The following is a 15,535-nucleotide window of genomic DNA, read 5'->3' on the forward strand; positions in this document are numbered from 1 at the left end:
GCGACCGCGTTTGCCGGGGGTGTCGGCCGGTGGGGGCGTCAGCGGGTGGTCAGGTTGCGGAGGGCCTCCAGGAGGCGGTCCACGTGGGCGTCGGTGGTGCCGATGCCGATGGAGGCGCGTACGGCGGAGGCCGTGTCGTCGTCGCAGCCGCCGTCGCTCTTGCCCAGGAGGTGCTGGAGGAAGGGGTGGGCGCAGAACTTGCCGTCGCGGACGCCGATGCCGTACTCGCTGGACAGGATCTCGGCGACCTCGCGGGCCGTGTATCCGGAGACGGTGAACGAGACGATCCCCACCCGTGGGTGGTCGTCACCCCAGAGGGACAACTCGTGCACGCCCTCGATCGCGGCGAGGCCCGACCGCAGGCGGGCGATCAGTCGTTCTTCCTCGTGGACGAGAGCGGTCCAGCCGGTGGCGGTCAGGGCGTCGCAGGCGGCGGCGAGGGCGATGGCGCCCAGGACGTTCGGGGTGCCGGCCTCGTGGCGGGGCTCCGGGTCGTCGTGCCACTCGGTGGTGTCGCCCACCGAGCGCACCGCGCCACCGCCCTTCAGGTACGGCTCCCCGTCGGTCAGCCAGTCGCGCCGGCCGATGAGTACGCCGGCGCCGAACGGGGCGTACAGCTTGTGTCCGGAGAAGGCCACGTAGTCGAGGTCGAGCGCGGTCAGGTTGAGCCGCCGGTGGGGCACGTACTGGGCGGCGTCCACGAGGATGCGGGCGCCGTGGCGGTGCGCGATGTGCGCCAGGGCGGCGATGGGCCACAGCTCGCCGGTGACGTTGGAGGCCGCGGTGACGACGAGCAGCTTCGGGCCGTCGATGGCGGCCAGCGCCTGGTCGGCCGCGCGTACGGCCTCGCCGGGGAACGCGGGTGGCGCCAGGCGTACGGACTTCTTCCAGGGGAGGAGGGAGGCGTGGTGCTCGGTGTCGAAGACCACGGTGGTGGTGCCTTCGGGCAGGCAGCCGGCCAGCAGGTTCGTGGCGTCGGTGGTGTTGCGGGTGAAGATGACGGCGTCGTCGGGGCGGGCTCCGGCGAAGGCCCGTACGGTGTGGCGGGCCTGCTCGTAGCGGGCGGTGGTGAGCTGCGAGGCGTAGCCGGCGCCGCGGTGGACGCTGGAGTAGGCCGGGAGCGCGGCGGTGACGGCGGCGCTGACCGGCTCCAGACAGGGGGCGCTGGCGGCGTAGTCGAGGTTGGCGTACCCGACGAGCCTGCCGCCCTTCACCGGCACCTGGAGGTCGGCGCCGAGCACCGCGGGGATGGGACGCTCCGCCTCGCCGCCCCCGGCCGGCGACGCGCCTGTCACCGACGCGCCGGCCGGCGACCGGCCGGCCTGGGAGGAGCCGGTCTGCGACAGGCCGGTCTGCGGTGAGCGATGAGGCCGCGACCGGCCCGCCTTCGACGAGCCGGTCTGCGACGAGCCGGCCTTGGACGAGCCGGTCTGCGAGGAGGCGGTCTGCGACAGCGGGGGCTGCGACGGAGCGGCCTGTGACCGGTCGGTGTGCGACGAGTCGGGCTGCGGCGAGGCGGCATTCGAAGGGGTCGGCTGGGAGGGGACGGAGTTGAAGATCGTCAGGGTCGGCACGGCATACCTCCTACAAGGGTCGTCGGACCCCTGGGAGCAGCCACGGAGCCCGCGCTTGCCCGCCACACCCCGTGGCGGACCAGGTCTTCACCCGGGGCACCCCGCCGCGGACGCGAGGGTTGCCGGCCAGCTAGCCGGGGCTTGTCGCTGGCACTCATGACCTACGCCGGGGACTATACCAAGGACGAACCGCTCATCACACCGCCCCCCGTCTGACATCTCGCCGGAGAATCGTCGCGTCCGGCGTCTCGCCAGGGACTGGACATCTCCCCGAAGATCGCCCCTGCCCGGCACCTCGTCCGGAATCGCAAGCGTGCGAACTTATGCCGCGCCCGGCTCGTTGCTACCGGAAACCGTCAGCTACTAGTCAATGGAGGTGCGCCGATGTTGGATTGGGTGACCGACCCGCAGATCTGGATCGGCTTCTTCACCCTCGTCGCCCTGGAGATCGTGCTGGGGATCGACAACATCATCTTCATCTCCATCCTCGCGGGGAAACTGCCGCCCGCACAACGGGACCGGGCGCGCGTGCTGGGCCTGGCGGCCGCGCTGATCAGCAGGTTGCTCCTGCTGCTCGGCCTGTCGTGGGTGGTCCAGTTAACAGAGCCGCTCTTCTCCGTCATGGGTCACGAAATTTCCGGACGTGATCTGATCCTGCTGCTCGGCGGCCTCTTCCTGCTGGCCAAGAGCGTCACCGAGATCAGCCACACCATGGACGTCTCCCACGGCGACGACGGCAAGAAGCCCGCCGCCGCCTCGTTCACCTCGGTGATCGTGCAGATCATGCTGCTGGACATCGTCTTCTCGCTCGACTCGGTCATCACCGCCGTCGGCATGGTGGAGGAGATCGGCGTCATGATCGCGGCCGTGGTGGTCTCCGTGCTGGTGATGCTCTTCGCCTCCGGCCCGATCAGCCGGTTCGTCGACCAGCACCCGAGCATCAAGATGCTGGCGCTGGCGTTCCTGGTGCTCATCGGCGTCGTGCTCGTCGCCGAGGGGCTCGAGCAGCACATCCCCAAGGGCTACATCTACTTCGCGATGGCGTTCTCGGTCATCGTGGAGCTGCTCAACATCCGGATGCGCAGCAGGCAGCGCAAGAAGGTCGCGACCTCGGCGGAGGGGGAGACCGCTTCTAAGATGCAATAGTGGGCTTTGATCCTTGGAATCCGGATTTCGTGGCGTACCCGTACCGCGTCTATGACGAGTTGCGGCGTGAGGCGCCCGTCAGCTACTTCGAGCCGACGGGCCAGTGGCTCGTCGCGCGGCACGCCGACGTCAACGCGCTGCTGCGCGACCGCCGCCTCGGCCGGTCGTACCTGCACGTGGCCACGCACGAGGAGTTCGGCCGGCCACCGGAGCCGGAGTTCCAGGAGCCGTTCTGGCGGGTGATCAGGGCGGGCATGCTCGACGTCGAGCCGCCGGTGCACACCAGGCTGCGCCGGCTGGTCTCGAAGGCGTTCACCCCGCGCATGGTCGAGTCACTGCGTCCCCAGGTCCGGGCCATCGCCCGGAGCCTGGTGGACGCGTACGTGGACAAGGGCGGCGGCGACCTGATCGCCGAGGTCGCCGAGCCGCTCCCGGTGACGGTCATCGCCGAGATGCTCGGCATCCCCGAGGCCGACCGCCACCTGCTCCGCCCCTGGTCGGCCGACATCTGCGGCATGTACGAGCTCAACCCGACCCCACAGGCCCAGCACACGGCGGTACGCGCGGCGACGGAGTTCTCCGACTACCTCAAGTCCCTGGCCGCCGACCGCCGCCGCAAGCCGGGCGACGACCTCGTCAGCGCGCTCACCCAGATCGACGAGCTGACCGAGGACGAGCTGGTCGGCACCTGCGTGCTGCTGCTCAACGCCGGCCACGAGGCCACCGTGAACGTCACCGGCAACGGCTGGTGGGCGCTGTTCAGGAACCCCGCCGAGCTGGCCCGGCTGCGCGAGGACCGCTCGCTGCTGCCCACGGCGATCGAGGAGCTGATGCGCTGGGACACGCCGCTGCAGATGTTCGAGCGCTGGGTGCTGGAGGACATCGAGGTGCACGGCGTGCGCATCCCGCGCGGCACGGAGGTGGCGCTGCTGTTCGGCTCGGCCAACCGCGACCCGGCGGTCTTCCCCGACCCCGACCGGCTCGACGTGGGCCGGGCGGACAACCCGCACATCTCGTTCGGCGCGGGCATCCACTTCTGCCTGGGGGCGCCGCTGGCCCGCATCGAGCTCATGGAGTCGTTCGGCGCGCTGCTGGACCGGGCCGCCACGCTGGAGCTGCGCGCGGAGCCGGAGTGGAAGCCCGGCTACGTCATCCGCGGTCTGCGGGCGCTGGAGCTCAGCGCGACTGGCTGAGCCAGCCGAAGCCGCCGAGCCCGGCCGGGTCGATCAGCTCGGCCTCCTCCGACGCCCTGGCCAGGGCCCTGAGGTAGCCGCTCGGGTCGGTACGGGCCAGCTCGAGCGGCGGGCGGGCGCCGGTGACGCCGAGCGCCCGCAGCTCCTCGCGCTGTGTGGACAACGTTGTGGATATCGCACCGGCCCGCCGCCCGGCCTCGGCGCACGCGTCGAGCGCGACGTGGGCGGTGATGTCGCAGCTCCCGTCGGGTACGGGCGGGACCACCGCGCCGTCGCGGTAACCGGTCAGCGTGCCGTGGGGAGGACGGTTGTCCACAGGGTGTGCATAATCGACGGCCACCGCCCTGCCCCTGGTGAGGCGGGCGACGACCGAGGCCCACGCCTCGTCGCGGGGGCGGCCGATCTCGGCCCGCGCCCCCACGCAGGGCAGCGGCCACCACCGTTCGAGCCAGGCGAGGTCGGCCCGGCGCAACGGGCCGTCGACCCGCTCCTCGCCCGTGCGTACGTCGACCATGACCAGCCGCGGCCCGTCGGGGGTCTGCTCCACGACGTCGAGCGGCACGTTGTCGAGCCACTCGTTGGCGACGGCCAGCCCGGTGATCTTCGCGGGCAGGCTCCTCGACCACCGGACCCGCTCCGGCAGGCCGGGCGGGCGCGGCGACAGGTCGACGGCGGTGACGCGGAGCCGGTCGCGCAGCGCGGGCCCGGCGGCGGCCAGCACCTGGGTGACCAGCACGCCCTCGCCCGCGCCGACGTCGACCAGGTCGAGCTCGGCGGGGTGACCGAGCTCGGCGTCCACTTCCGACAGCAGCCTCAGGACGGCCTCGGCGAAGACCGCCGACGCGCTGACCGAGGTGCGGAAGTGGCCTGACGGGCGTTCGCGGAGGTAGAAGCCATTCTCGCCGTACAGCGCGCGTTCCGTCGCGGCGCGCCAGGTGAGCCACATGCCCAGGACTATCTCATGACTCGCCAGTAGCACGCAGAGTAATTTCATGACTACTCAACGTGGCTCACTTGCGCTAGCCTTTACTTGTTGTCACTGAGTGAATACGCTCCGCTGTTTACCCAGATGGCGGGCGGCTTCGCTCGAGCAAGCACCCCCGCGGCCACGGCCGCGCAACCGAAAGGAGCCCCTCGTGCTGAAGAAGGTCCTGGTCCTCACCGGAGCCGTCGCCGCGATGACGCTGGTCGCCCCCGCCGCGCACGCCGACATCACCAGCGGCAAGGGCGGCATCATCTCCGGCAACCAAGTCCGCGTCCCGATCAACGCTCCGATCAACGTCTGCGGCAACGGTGTCGCGGTCTTCGGCGTGGCCGTCGCCGGCTGCAAGGGCGGCGCGGGGGTCCACGGGTACAAGCGCCACTGGTAGCAGGAAGAGCCCGGGCCGGCGCAGGCCGGTCCGGGCTCCCCTCCCGGCTGGTCAGTCGGCGGATGGCCAGCCGGCGCACCTCCAAGAGGTCACATCCGATGCGGGCGTCGGGTCCCAAACGGACTCGGCGCCCGCCGCCATGCGATGAACCCCTCTCCTCATCTCTTCCGACAGGGGGTGCACCATTTGTATGCCCTTGTCGCTTTTGTCGATAACTCAACCCGCAGCAAAGCCCCAGTCACGGTGGCATGCCCCCTCGCCGAGGGCCACATGGCGTGGCTTACCGTGGGCAACACAAGAGGCCGTTACGCATGGCGATGCCATCGGGTCGACAGGGGTGAGACGTCATGGACGCAGGTGATCGGCCGGCACGGCTGACTGTCGGCGTGCTGGGGGCGGGCAAGGTGGGATCGGCCCTGGGAGCGGCGCTCGCGCAGGCGGGCCACCGGGTGGTGGCCGCGAGCGGCGTGTCCGATGACTCCCAGCGGTGGATGGCCGAACGGCTCGGGGTCGCGCCGTCCCCGCCCGACAAGGTGGTGGCCGCGGCTCAGCTGGTGCTGCTGACCGTGCCCGACGACGTGCTTCCTTCGCTGGTCAGCGGGCTGGCCGCCACCGGGGCCGACCTCCGGGGCAAGATGCTGGTGCACACGAGCGGGGCTCACGGGCTGTCGGTGCTCGATCCGGCGGCGGCCGCGGGGGCGGTGCCGTTCGCGCTGCACCCGGTGATGACGTTCACGGGCCGCGACGACGACCTCAACAAGCTGACCGGCATCTCCTACGGCGTGACCGCGCCCGAGGCCGTGCGCCCGGTTGCAGAGGCACTCGTGATCGAGATGGGCGGTGAGCCGGTCTGGATCGCCGACGCCGACCGCCCGCTCTACCACGCGGCCCTGGCCGGGGCGGCCAACCACATGGTCACGCTCATCGCCGAGTCGTCCGACCTGCTGCGGCGCATCGGCGTCGAGCATCCCGGCCGCATGCTCGGCCCGCTGCTCGGGGCCGCGCTCGACAACGTGCTGCGGCTCGGCATCACGGGGCTGACCGGCCCGGTCGTCCGCGGCGACGCCGGCACGGTGCGCAAACACGTCGACGCGCTGATCCTGGCGGCGCCCGAGGCGGCCGACGCCTACGTCGCGCTGGCCAGGCTCACGGCCGACCGCGCGCTGGCCGCCGGGCTGCTCAAACCGGAGGAGGCGGAGCGGCTGCTCGACGCGCTGGGGGGCAATATATGGACCTGACCGTCGCGTGAAAGGGCAACCATGGATCTGATCGTCGCCAGGAACCGGGCAGACCTGCTCGCGGCCCGCCGCGAGGGAACGGTGGCCCTGGTGCCGACCATGGGGGCGCTGCACGAGGGACACCGTTCGCTGATCAGGCAGGCTCGGGTGCGCTCGGATCAGGTCGTGGTCAGCATTTTCGTCAATCCCCTCCAATTCGGGCCTAGCGAGGATTTTTCACGCTATCCCCGTACGTTCGATGATGATCTGGACGTGTGCCGGGACGAGGGCGTCGACGTGGTGTTCCATCCGGGCGTCGACGACATGTATCCGCCCGGCCGGCAGGTGAGCGTGTCCGCCGGCGAGATGGGCCGGGTCGTCGAGGGGGCGTCCCGGCCGGGCCATTTCGACGGCGTGCTGACGGTGGTCCTCAAGCTGTTCAACCTCGTCCGGCCCGACCTCGCGGTCTTCGGCCAGAAGGACGCCCAGCAGCTCGCCCTCATCCGCCGCATGGTCGCCGACCTCGACGTGCCGGTCGAGATCCTGGGCGCCCCGACCGTGCGCGAGTCCGACGGCCTGGCGCTGTCCAGCCGCAACCGCTACCTGTCCGACGACGACAGGAAGGTCGCGCTGGGGCTCTCGCGGGCCTTGCGCGCCGGCGCGGCCCAGCTGACCCCCGACAAGATCCGTACGGCCGCGCACGAGGTCCTCGCCCAGGCCGGCCCGCGGCTGGAGCTGGACTATCTGGCGCTGGTCGATCCGGCCACGTTCACGGACGTGAGCGAGTCGTACCACGGCATGGCCGTGCTCGCGGTGGCGGCCAGGGTGGGCTCCACGCGGCTGATCGACAACGTCACCGTCACCTTGAACCCCTCCTGATCGACCGGACCCCGGGGCATGCGCACGCCGCGCCTGGCGTTATCGTCATGTTGACGAAATCGCCTCAGACGAGGAGACCCCCAATGAGTGCACCGGCAATTCCCCTGCGGCTGACCGCTCCCGCCCCCGGCTGGACCGTCGAGGCGGACCTGGTCGTCGTGGGCTCGGGCATCGCGGGCCTGACCGTGGCCCTGCGGTACGCCGAGCTGGACCCGGCGGCCAAGGTCCTGGTCGTGACCAAGGACGTGCTGTCGTCCGGCTCCACCCGCTGGGCCCAGGGCGGCATCGCGGCGGTGCTCGACCCGCGCGACACGCCGGAGGAGCACCTGAACGACACGCTGCTCGCCGGGGTCGGGCTGTGTGACGTACGGGCCGTGCGCACGCTGGTGACCGAGGGGCCGGGGGCGCTGCGCAGGCTCATGGCCCGCGGCGCCCGCTTCGACCGCACGGCCGACGGGGAGCTCCAGCTCACGCGGGAGGGCGGGCACCGGCGGCGCCGGATCGTGCACGCCGGCGGCGACGCCACCGGCGCGGAGGTGCAGCGCGCGCTCGCCGAGGCCGTACGCGCCGCCTCCGTCGAGGTGATCGAGCACGCCCTGGTGCTCGACCTGCTGAAGGACGCCCGCGGCCGGGCCAGGGGCGTGACCCTGCACGTCATGGGCGAGGGCGCGCGCGACGGCGTGGGCGCGGTGCACGCCAGGGCGGTGGTGCTGGCCACCGGCGGCATGGGCCAGGTGTACGCGGCGACCACCAACCCCGCGGTCTCCACCGGCGACGGCGTGGCGCTCGCGCTGCGGGCCGGGGCGGTGGTGCGCGACCTGGAGTTCGTGCAGTTCCACCCGACCGTGCTCTGGCTCGGCGAGGGCTCGACCGGCCAGCAGCCGCTGATCTCGGAGGCGGTCAGGGGCGAGGGGGCGTTCCTGGTCGACCATGAGGGCGAGCGGTTCATGGCGGGCGCGCACGAGCTGGCCGACCTGGCGCCGCGCGACGTCGTGGCCAAGGCGATCATGCGCAGGATGCGGGAGGCCGGCCGCGACCACATGTTCCTCGACGGCCGCCACTTCGGCCGCGACAAGTGGAAGTCGCGCTTCCCGACGATCTACGCGGTCTGCCGGGAGCACGGCGTGGACCCCGCCACCGACCTCATCCCGGTGGCGCCGGCGGCCCACTACGCCAGCGGCGGCGTCCGTACGGACCTGCGGGGCCGTACCTCCATCGAGGGGCTGTACGCGTGCGGCGAGGTCGCCTGCACGGGCGTGCACGGCGCCAACCGGCTGGCCTCCAACTCCCTGCTGGAAGGGCTCGTCTTCGCCGAGCGCATCGCCGAGGACATCCACGCCGTACGCCCCGAGCCCGGCGACCCGGTCCCGGGCGAGGCCGCTTCCGGGCTGGTGGACCCGCGCGCCAGGTCGCGCGTCCAGGCTCACATGAGCACGGGGGCGGGCGTGCTGCGCAGCCGCGAGTCGCTGGTCGCCACCGCCAGGGCGCTGCGCGACGCCCGCTGGACGCCGGTCGAGGTGCCGCCGTGCACCGAGTCGTGGGAGACGACGAACCTGCTCACCGTCGCCACCGTGCTGACCGGCGCGGCGGCGGCCAGGCTGGAGACCCGCGGCTCCCACTGGCGCGAGGACCACGAGAGCCGCGACGACAACGAATGGCTGGGCCACCTGGACGTGACCCTGAGCGAGGAGGGGCTGGGCATGACGTACACACCGCATGGGGACACGATGCCGTCACGGCTGGCGCAGGAGCTGACCTCGGCCGGGCTCGACCCGGCCGAGGTGGACGCGCTGATCGACCGCGCGCTGGCCGAGGACCTCCAGGAGGAGGGCGACGTGACGAGCCTGGCCACCATCCCGGCCGGGCAGCGCGCCGCCGCCGACGTGGTGGCCCGCAAGGACGGCGTGGTCGCCGGGCTGGCGGTGGCCGAGGCGGTGTTCGTCCGGCTGGGCGCCGCGCGCGCCGAGCGCCGCGCCAAGGACGGCGAGCGCGTACGGGCCGGCGACGTGCTCATGACCGTCGAAGGCCCGGTGCGCGCCCTGCTGACCGCCGAGCGTACGGCGCTCAACCTGCTCACCCACCTGTCCGGGGTGGCGACGCTGACGGCCAGGTGGGTCGAGGCGATCAGCGGCACGGCCGCCCGCGTCCGCGACAGCCGCAAGACCCTGCCCGGCCTGCGTGCGCTGGAGAAGTACGCCGTACGCTGCGGCGGCGGCGTCAACCACCGCATGTCGTTGTCCGACGCCGCCCTGATCAAGGACAACCACGTGGTGGCCGCGGGCGGCGTGGCCGAGGCGTTCCGTCTGGTCAGGGAGCGCTACCCGGATCTGCCGATCGAGGTGGAGATCGACCGGCTCGACCAGCTCGAACCGGTGCTCGACGAGGGCGCCGAGCTGGTGCTGCTGGACAACTTCACGGTCGAGGACACAACCAGAGCGGTGAATCTCGTGAGAACCCGAGCGGAAAACAGGGTTGCACTTGAGGCAAGTGGGGGATTGACCTTGGAATCGGCCCGTGAAGTGGCGGAAACTGGCGTCGACTACCTTGCGGTGGGAGCGCTGACGCATTCAGCGGCGGCCCTCGACATCGCTCTGGATCTGCGGGGGTAATGGATGCTGCTCACGATCGATGTCGGCAACACGCACACCGTGCTGGGGCTCTTCGAGGGTGAGGAGGTCATCGAGCACTGGCGGCTGGCGACCGACGCCCGCCGCACCGCCGACGAGATCGCGGTCGTGCTGCAGGGTCTGCTGACACAGTCCCCCCTGCTCAAGGGCGCCGACGTCGACGGCATCGCGATCTGCTCCACCGTGCCGAGCGTGCTCAACGAGATGCGGGAGATGTGCCGCCGTTACTACGGCGACGTGCAGGCGGTGATCGTGGAGCCGGGCGTCCGCACCGGGGTGCCCGTACGCATGGACAACCCCAAAGAGGTCGGCAGCGACCGCATCGTGAACGCCTTGGCCGCCATCGACCAGTACGGCGGCCCCTGCGTCATCGTCGACTTCGGCACCGCGACCTCGTTCGACGCGGTGTCGGCCAAGGGCGAATACGTCGGCGCGGTCACCGCGCCCGGCATCGAGATCTCCGTGGACGCCCTCGCCGCCGCGGGGGCGCAGCTGCACAAGGTCGAGCTGGTCAGGCCCCGCTCGGTGATCGCCAAGAACACCGTCGAGGCGCTGCAGGCCGGCATCATCTACGGCTTCGCGGGGCAGGTCGACGGCATCGTCGAGCGCATGGCCGCCGAGCTCGCCGACGACCCCGACGAGGTGACCGTGGTCGCGACCGGCGGCCACGCGGGGCTCGTCGTGGGCGAGTCGCGTTCGATCGACGTGCACGAGCCGTGGTTGACGCTCATCGGGCTGCGGCTGATCTACCACCGCAACACCGCCTGACGCCGAACGACGAGAGCGGCCTCCCTCGGTGCGAGGGAGGCCGCTCTTCTCTTCACGTGAGGTCATCGGGTGCTCAGGTACTCCCAGCTCCCGCAGTTCGTCGGGAACCCGCCGTGCGGCCGCACCTGGCAGACCCGCACCCGCAGCGTGCGGACGTCGTCCTCGCGGAAGGAGATCCGCTTGGAGCCGGGGAAGCCGCAGTACCGGTCGGTGTAGACGGTGTTCCAGTGGCGGCGGAAGTCACCGGCCTGGAACGTGACGTAGGCGCACTTGCCGCCGTCCTCGTACGAGCGGCGGTCGAGGTCCTGGAGGCGGCCGGTGACGACGACCTCGTTGGAGCGGCCGCGGCGGTCCCAGTCGACGAACATCCGGCCCTCGGCCTTGGCCAGGAAGCGCTGGGCGTACACGGGGCCGAAGGACTCGGAGCGGTCGTACGACGCGGCGCTGGCGGCCGTCGGGAGCGAGAGGGCCACGGCGGTGGTGGCGGCGACGGCGATGAGCCCGGTCGCGATCTTCTTGTACATCTTCTCTCCCCGAGCTCCCCATGCGGGCCGGCTCCCTGCCGGCTCCCCCCTGAGCTCGTGGGATATTGGTACGCGAGGTCTCTTGCAGCGACCCTGCACGCGTCATGCAGGGATCATGCAGCTAACCGACGAGTCCTTGCAGTTCGCCATATCCCCTACCCTTTGATGTTGTGAGCGACGAACTTCCCGAGCAGATGCGCATCCGGAGGGAGAAGCTCGACCGCCTTCGCCACGAGGGCGTCGACCCTTACCCGGTGACCTTCCCACGCACGGCGACCAACGCCGAGGTCAGGGAGAAATACCAGGGCCTGGAGCCCGACTTCGCCACCGGGGACACGGTCGGCGTCGCGGGGCGCGTCATGCTCAACCGCGTGAGCGGCAAGCTCTGCTTCGCCACGCTCCGCGACGGCAGCGGCGACCTGCAGGTCATGATCTCGCTCGACAAGGTGGGCGAGGAGTCGCTGGCCTCCTGGAAGCGCGACGTCGACCTGGGCGACCACGTGGGCGTCACCGGCGAGGTCATCACCTCGCGCCGCGGCGAGCTGTCCATCCTGGCCGACAGCTGGCAGATCACCGCCAAGTGTCTGCGCCCGCTGCCGGAGAAGCACATCGGGCTCACCGACCCCGAGGCGCGGGTGCGCCAGCGCTACGTCGACCTCATCGTCAACGACGAGTCGAGGAAGATGGCCCGGCTGCGCAGCGACACCGTGCGCGCCGTACGCGACTTCTGGCACGAAGAGGGCTACCTCGAGGTCGAGACGCCGATGTTGCAGCCGATCCACGGCGGCGCGTCGGCCCGGCCGTTCAGGACCCACATCAACGCCTACGACATGGAGCTCTACCTCCGCATCGCGATCGAGCTCTACCTCAAGCGGCTCGTGGTGGGCGGCATCGAGAAGGTCTTCGAGATCAACCGGAACTTCCGCAACGAAGGCGCCGACTCGACGCACAACCCCGAGTTCACCATGGTCGAGGCGTACGGCACCTACCTCGACTACAACGACATGGCCGACCTGACCCAGCGGATGTACCAGAAGGCCGTCGTGGCGGCCCTGGGCACCACGGTCGTCGTCCACGACGGCGTCGAGGTCGACCTCGGCCTCCCCGAGTGGCCGCGCGTCACGCTCTACGGCGCGGTGTCGCAGGCCGTCGGCGAGGAGATCACCACCTCCACCACGCTGGAGGAGCTGCGCAAGATCGCCGACCACCGCGAGATCCACTGGGACCCGAAGTGGGGCTCGGGCAAGCTCGTGCAGGAGCTGTTCGAGGCGCTGGTCGAGCACACACTCGTGCAGCCCACGTTCGTCATGGACTACCCGCTGGAGACCTCGCCGCTGACCCGCCAGCACCGCGACAACCCGCTGCTCACCGAGAAGTGGGACCTCATCGGCTTCGGCACCGAGCTCGGCACCGCCTACTCCGAGCTGGTCGACCCGATCGAGCAGCGCCGCCGCCTGACCGAGCAGTCGCTGCTGGCCGCGGGCGGCGACCTGGAGGCCATGCAGCTCGACGAGGACTTCCTCCAGGCCCTCGAGTACGCGATGCCCCCGACGGGTGGCATGGGCGCCGGCATCGACCGGATGATCATGGCGTTCACCGGCAAGAACATCCGCGAGACCATCCTCTTCCCGCTGGTCAGGCCGACCCACTGACGAGGCGCCCGGCCCGAGGCGGCCGAGCCGCCTCGGCTAACGCCTGAGCCGTACGGGCAGTGCGGCCAGGCCGCGCAGCACCAGATTCCCCTTGTACGGCGGCTCCGGGTCGGCCACCTCCAGCTCCGGCGCCGCCGTCGCGAGGGCCGACAGCGCGATCTCGCCCTCCATGCGGGCCAGCGTCGCGCCCAGGCAGAAGTGGATGCCGAGCCCGAAGGCCAGGTGGCGGCCCGGGTCGCGGGTCACGTCGAAGCGGTCCGGGTCGGGGAAGACCGCCGGGTCGCGGTTGGCCGCGCCGATCAGCGCCATCACCCGCGTGCCCGCGGGCACCGGCACACCGCCCAGCTCCACGTCCCGCAGCGCCTGGCGGGCGGTGAGCTGGACCGGCGGGTCGTATCTCAGCACCTCCTCGACCACCTGCTTCGGGTGCTCGGCGGCGTGCTTCAGCAGGCCGTGGCGGGTGAGGTTGAGCACGCCGTTCGCGATGAGGTTGACGGTCGTCTCGTGGCCGGCCACGAGCAGCAGCACGCAGGTCGCCAGCAGCTCGCCCTCGGTCAGCTCGCTCACCTGGGTCAGGGCGCTCAGCAGGTCGTCGCCGGGGCGCTCGCGCCTGATCGCGATGAGCTCGCGGAAGTAGTCGCGGAACTCCTGCGCCGCCCGCCCGCTCTCCGCCGCGAGGTCGTCCGTCAGGATCGGGTCGAGGCCGCGGGCGAGGCTCTCGCTCCAGCCGCGGAAGCGCAGGTGGTCCTCCGGCGCCACGCCGAGCATCTCGCTGATCACCATCACCGGCAGCGGGTACGCCAGGCCCGACACGAGGTCGGCCTCCTCCGGCAGCGCGCCGATCAGGTCGGCGGTGATGGCCTCGACGCGCGGGCGCAGCCGTTCCAGCATGCGCGGGGTGAAGGCGCGGCTGACCAGACCGCGCAGCCTTGTGTGGTCGGGCGGGTCCATCCACAGGAACGACTGGGCGGGCTCGCCCGTGGACCTCATCGGCCCTGAACCACGGCCGAAGCGGGGGTCGCGGAGCAGAACGGTGCAGAGTTCGTGCGTGGTGGCGACGAGCAGGCCGGCCCGCGTACGGAAGAGAGGGCCGTGTTCGCTCATCTCGCGATATCGGACATATGGATCACGGAGAAATTCCGGATCGAAGGGATCGAAACCCAGGACGTCCGCGGGAGTGACGGAAGGGCCGTTGACGTCGTTCATCGCGGACCGATCAGTGCCGACATATCGCGAGTAGGTCACATATATCGGATCATGTCAATAGTGATCGTCACGCATGGTGATTGTTATGCTTGACCACCTTTCCATGATGCGTTTACCGTCTGCGGGGATCGATTTCCGGCCCGCAGCTGTTGGGGGAGGGCTCCCGATGGATGTGCTCACGAAAGGCGTCGAGCTGAGCGAGGCGGATCTTGCTTTGCTCGCGGAGCTGGCCAAGGGGGTCACCGTCGACCGGGTGGGCCGACGGCTCGACATCAGCGGCCGCACCGTGCGCCGGCGGCTGCGCGCCATCTGCGACCGCATCGGCGTGGCCACGGCGATCGAGGCCGTGGTCTGGGCAGCCCGCCGTCAGCTCATCTGAGCTCAGTCGGCGATGCGGACGGCCCCCGCGTACGGCCGGCCCTCGATCGCGGCGATCCGGACGACGTCGCCGGTCCGCGGCGCGTGCACCATCATGCCGCCGCCGAGGTAGATGCCGACGTGGTGCAGGTCGCTGTAGAAGAACACCAGGTCGCCGGGGCGCAGCTCCGAGCGGTCGATGTGCCGGCCCGACGTCCACTGGCTGCCCGTGTAGTGGGGCAGTGAGATGCCCACCTGCCGGTACGCCGCCATCACCAGCCCCGAGCAGTCGTACGAGCTCGGCCCCTCGGCGCCCCACACGTACGGCTTGAGCTGCTGCGTCAGCGCCCACCGCGCGGCGGCGGCGGCCTTGCCGTCGCCCGGGACCGGCAGGTTGACGCGGGTGGCCCGGGTGCCGGGCCGGTCGGCCTCGCCGAGCGCCCGCCGGAACAGGTTGCTCTCGACCTTGGTGACCAGCTTGGTGATCTTGTCGCGCTTGGCGTCGATGTCGGAGACCAGCTTCTCGACCTCGTCGATGCGCGCCTTGGCGCCGGCGCGCGCCCGCTCGGCGGCGTCCATGGCCTTGAGGAGCTGGCTGACCTCCTCGCCCTGCTGCTGCTCCAGCGCATACGTGGTGGCGGCCTGGTCGAGGAACTTCTCGGGGTCCTCGGAGGAGGCGAAGGTCAGGGCCCGGCCCAGGCCGCCGGTGATGTAGGCGTTCTGGGCGAGGGCGACGGCCTTCGCGCGCTTGGCGGCGAGATCGGCCTCGCTGTCGGCCAGCGTCTTCTGCGCGGCGTCGGCGGCCTTGCGCGCGGTCTTGAGCTTCTCGCGCTGGCCGTTGTACTGCTCGGCGAGCGTCTCGATCTCGGTGTGCATCTTCTCGACCTGGTCGGCCAGGTCCTGGAGGGAAGGCTTCGGGTCGGCGGCGGCCGAACCGACGGGGACGGCGAGCAGCGTCGCGGCGACTGTGAGACTCACCACACCGAGGAGGCGTGATCTCCGTCCGCGTACGGACGGACGGG

At 71.1% G+C, this 15,535-nt stretch carries 14 protein-coding genes and 1 riboswitch; of the genes, 9 read left to right on the top strand and 5 right to left on the bottom strand.

Going from position 1 to position 15,535, the window contains the following annotated elements:
* Window positions 1-38: 38 nt before the first annotated feature.
* Window positions 39-1,295, bottom strand: a complete 1,257-nt coding sequence (locus tag C1J01_RS23750) for an aminotransferase class V-fold PLP-dependent enzyme (protein WP_111181185.1) — start codon at window positions 1,293-1,295, stop codon at window positions 39-41.
* A 325-nt stretch (window positions 1,296-1,620) separates the two neighbouring features.
* Window positions 1,621-1,736, bottom strand: a riboswitch (SAM riboswitch).
* Window positions 1,737-1,958: 222 nt separating this feature from the next.
* On the opposite strand from C1J01_RS23750, the gene C1J01_RS23760 reads away from it, so the two are divergent.
* Together C1J01_RS23760 and C1J01_RS23765 are read left to right on the top strand one after the other, a co-directional pair.
* Window positions 1,959-2,720 carry a TerC family protein gene (locus tag C1J01_RS23760; RefSeq protein ID WP_111181187.1) on the top strand — a complete coding sequence of 254 codons (762 nt, stop codon included), beginning with the start codon at window positions 1,959-1,961 and terminating at the stop codon, window positions 2,718-2,720.
* Window positions 2,720-3,913 carry a cytochrome P450 gene (locus C1J01_RS23765; RefSeq protein WP_111181188.1) on the top strand — a complete coding sequence of 398 codons (1,194 nt, stop codon included), beginning with the start codon at window positions 2,720-2,722 and terminating at the stop codon, window positions 3,911-3,913. The genes C1J01_RS23760 and C1J01_RS23765 overlap by 1 nt, the downstream gene beginning before the upstream one ends.
* On the opposite strand, the gene C1J01_RS23770 is transcribed toward C1J01_RS23765, so the two are convergent.
* Entirely contained in the window at window positions 3,897-4,859 is a 963-nt protein-coding gene (locus C1J01_RS23770) for an SAM-dependent methyltransferase (RefSeq protein WP_111181189.1), read from the bottom strand. The genes C1J01_RS23765 and C1J01_RS23770 overlap by 17 nt on opposite strands.
* A gap of 190 nt (window positions 4,860-5,049) precedes the next feature.
* On the opposite strand from C1J01_RS23770, the gene C1J01_RS23775 reads away from it, so the two are divergent.
* The 5 genes from C1J01_RS23775 (at window position 5,050) to C1J01_RS23795 (ending at window position 10,774) form a co-directional block, all read left to right on the top strand.
* Window positions 5,050-5,283 (top strand): chaplin, encoded by a 234-nt coding sequence (locus C1J01_RS23775; RefSeq protein WP_235854621.1) that lies wholly within the window; start codon window positions 5,050-5,052, stop codon window positions 5,281-5,283.
* Between the two features lie 347 nt (window positions 5,284-5,630).
* The gene (locus C1J01_RS23780) at window positions 5,631-6,521 is read left to right on the top strand and encodes a Rossmann-like and DUF2520 domain-containing protein (RefSeq protein ID WP_111181190.1); all 891 of its coding nucleotides are present in this window, start codon (window positions 5,631-5,633) and stop codon (window positions 6,519-6,521) included.
* A gap of 21 nt (window positions 6,522-6,542) precedes the next feature.
* Window positions 6,543-7,379 carry a pantoate--beta-alanine ligase gene (gene panC, locus C1J01_RS23785; protein WP_111181191.1) on the top strand — a complete coding sequence of 279 codons (837 nt, stop codon included), beginning with the start codon at window positions 6,543-6,545 and terminating at the stop codon, window positions 7,377-7,379.
* A gap of 83 nt (window positions 7,380-7,462) precedes the next feature.
* Complete coding sequence (locus tag C1J01_RS23790) at window positions 7,463-9,988, top strand: L-aspartate oxidase (protein ID WP_111181192.1); 2,526 nt, start codon at window positions 7,463-7,465, stop codon at window positions 9,986-9,988.
* Between the two features lie 3 nt (window positions 9,989-9,991).
* Window positions 9,992-10,774, top strand: a complete 783-nt coding sequence (locus C1J01_RS23795; RefSeq protein ID WP_111181193.1) for a type III pantothenate kinase — start codon at window positions 9,992-9,994, stop codon at window positions 10,772-10,774.
* Window positions 10,775-10,836: 62 nt separating this feature from the next.
* On the opposite strand, the gene C1J01_RS23800 is transcribed toward C1J01_RS23795, so the two are convergent.
* On the bottom strand, window positions 10,837-11,298 hold the full coding sequence (locus C1J01_RS23800; protein WP_111181194.1) for a hypothetical protein: 462 nt from the start codon (window positions 11,296-11,298) through the stop codon (window positions 10,837-10,839).
* A gap of 170 nt (window positions 11,299-11,468) precedes the next feature.
* Here C1J01_RS23800 and lysX point away from each other — a divergent pair, with 170 nt between their 5' ends.
* Window positions 11,469-12,950 carry a bifunctional lysylphosphatidylglycerol synthetase/lysine--tRNA ligase LysX gene (lysX, locus tag C1J01_RS23805; RefSeq protein WP_111181195.1) on the top strand — a complete coding sequence of 494 codons (1,482 nt, stop codon included), beginning with the start codon at window positions 11,469-11,471 and terminating at the stop codon, window positions 12,948-12,950.
* Between the two features lie 36 nt (window positions 12,951-12,986).
* On the opposite strand, the gene C1J01_RS23810 is transcribed toward lysX, so the two are convergent.
* Entirely contained in the window at window positions 12,987-14,054 is a 1,068-nt protein-coding gene (locus tag C1J01_RS23810) for a cytochrome P450 (protein WP_235854622.1), read from the bottom strand.
* Window positions 14,055-14,322: 268 nt separating this feature from the next.
* On the opposite strand from C1J01_RS23810, the gene C1J01_RS23815 reads away from it, so the two are divergent.
* Window positions 14,323-14,535 carry a LuxR C-terminal-related transcriptional regulator gene (locus C1J01_RS23815; protein WP_111181196.1) on the top strand — a complete coding sequence of 71 codons (213 nt, stop codon included), beginning with the start codon at window positions 14,323-14,325 and terminating at the stop codon, window positions 14,533-14,535.
* 2 nt (window positions 14,536-14,537) lie between these two features.
* Here C1J01_RS23815 and C1J01_RS23820 read toward each other — a convergent pair whose 3' ends face one another.
* Entirely contained in the window at window positions 14,538-15,491 is a 954-nt protein-coding gene (locus tag C1J01_RS23820; protein WP_235854623.1) for a C40 family peptidase, read from the bottom strand.
* Window positions 15,492-15,535: the final 44 nt, after the last annotated feature.

The sequence above is a fragment of the Nonomuraea aridisoli genome (assembly GCF_003236395.1).
GTDB lineage: Bacteria > Actinomycetota > Actinomycetes > Streptosporangiales > Streptosporangiaceae > Nonomuraea > Nonomuraea aridisoli.

Excerpts from the sequence above, each read along its gene's own strand:
- C1J01_RS23760 (WP_111181187.1), top strand. The coding sequence starts at position 1,959 with ATGTTGGATTGGGTGACCGACCCGCAGATCTGGATCGGCTTCTTCACC.
- C1J01_RS23770 (WP_111181189.1), bottom strand. The coding sequence starts at position 4,859 with ATGTGGCTCACCTGGCGCGCCGCGACGGAACGCGCGCTGTACGGCGAG.
- C1J01_RS23780 (WP_111181190.1), top strand. The coding sequence starts at position 5,631 with ATGGACGCAGGTGATCGGCCGGCACGGCTGACTGTCGGCGTGCTGGGG.
- panC (WP_111181191.1), top strand. The coding sequence starts at position 6,543 with ATGGATCTGATCGTCGCCAGGAACCGGGCAGACCTGCTCGCGGCCCGC.
- C1J01_RS23790 (WP_111181192.1), top strand. The coding sequence starts at position 7,463 with ATGAGTGCACCGGCAATTCCCCTGCGGCTGACCGCTCCCGCCCCCGGC.
- C1J01_RS23795 (WP_111181193.1), top strand. The coding sequence starts at position 9,992 with ATGCTGCTCACGATCGATGTCGGCAACACGCACACCGTGCTGGGGCTC.
- C1J01_RS23800 (WP_111181194.1), bottom strand. The coding sequence starts at position 11,298 with ATGTACAAGAAGATCGCGACCGGGCTCATCGCCGTCGCCGCCACCACC.
- C1J01_RS23810 (WP_235854622.1), bottom strand. The coding sequence starts at position 14,054 with ATGAGCGAACACGGCCCTCTCTTCCGTACGCGGGCCGGCCTGCTCGTC.
- C1J01_RS23815 (WP_111181196.1), top strand. The coding sequence starts at position 14,323 with ATGGATGTGCTCACGAAAGGCGTCGAGCTGAGCGAGGCGGATCTTGCT.